At 67.6% G+C, this 768-nt stretch carries 2 protein-coding genes; both read right to left on the bottom strand.

All coding sequences use genetic code 11. The features are described from left to right. Positions 1–356, bottom strand: a 356-nt coding sequence (locus DEP02_RS16485; protein ID WP_269809366.1) for an alpha-amylase family glycosyl hydrolase, incomplete at its 3' end; no start/stop codon positions are given. Continuing rightward, on the bottom strand, positions 353–768 hold a 416-nt coding region (locus DEP02_RS16480; protein WP_117434526.1), incomplete at its 5' end, for an alpha-glucosidase C-terminal domain-containing protein. The genes DEP02_RS16480 and DEP02_RS16485, both read right to left, overlap by 4 nt.

Raw genomic sequence — 768 nt, 5'->3', positions numbered from 1 at the left:
TTCTCGCAGTTGGTGCCCTCCTCCGCGTAGAGGTACGGCACCGCGTCCAGCCGGAAGCCGTCGATGCCCAGGTCCAGCCAGAAGCGGAGGGCGGCCAGGATCTCCTCCTGGACGGCCGGGTTCTCGTAGTTCAGGTCCGGCTGGTGGGAGAAGAAGCGGTGGAAGTAGTACTGGCCGCGGACCGGATCGAAGGTCCAGTTCGAGGTCTCGGTGTCGACGAAGATGATCCGGCCGTTGCTGTCCTGGAAGGAACGGACGAGGACCTCGTAGAAGACAGCGCGTTTGTACCACTCCGGATCCCGGTCCCCGGCCGGGGCGTCCTCGAAGATGTCCGGAACGGGCTCGTTGACAGTCATGGCGCTGGGGGCCCTCCGCTCTGCGGGTTGGACGGTCGCTGGACATGGAGCACGTGCGCGGGCCGGTGGCCCGGATCCAGGCGGACGTAGTTGGTCCTGCCCCAGTGATGGGTCTCGCCGGTGAGCTCGTCGCGCACCGGCGTGGACTCGTGCCAGTCCAGGCCGAGTTGCGGCATGTCCAACGAGACCGTGGCCTCCTGGGTGTGGTGGGGGTCGAGATTGGCGACGACGACCACCGTGTCGGAGCCGGCGCTCTTGCTGTAGGCGATCACGGCGTCGTTGTCGGTCGGGTGGAAGCGCAGATTGCGCAGGCGGTGCAGCGCGGGATGGCGGCGGCGGATGTCGTTGAGCCTGGTGATCAGGGGGGTGATGGTGCGGCCCTCGCGTTCGGCGGCTTCCCAGTCGCGGGGTT

This window comes from Streptomyces triticisoli (genome assembly GCF_003270085.1).
Taxonomy (GTDB): Bacteria; Actinomycetota; Actinomycetes; order Streptomycetales; family Streptomycetaceae; genus Streptomyces; species Streptomyces triticisoli.
Note: the sequence above shows the minus strand (reverse complement) of the source record. Positions and strands in the feature narration are given on the sequence as shown.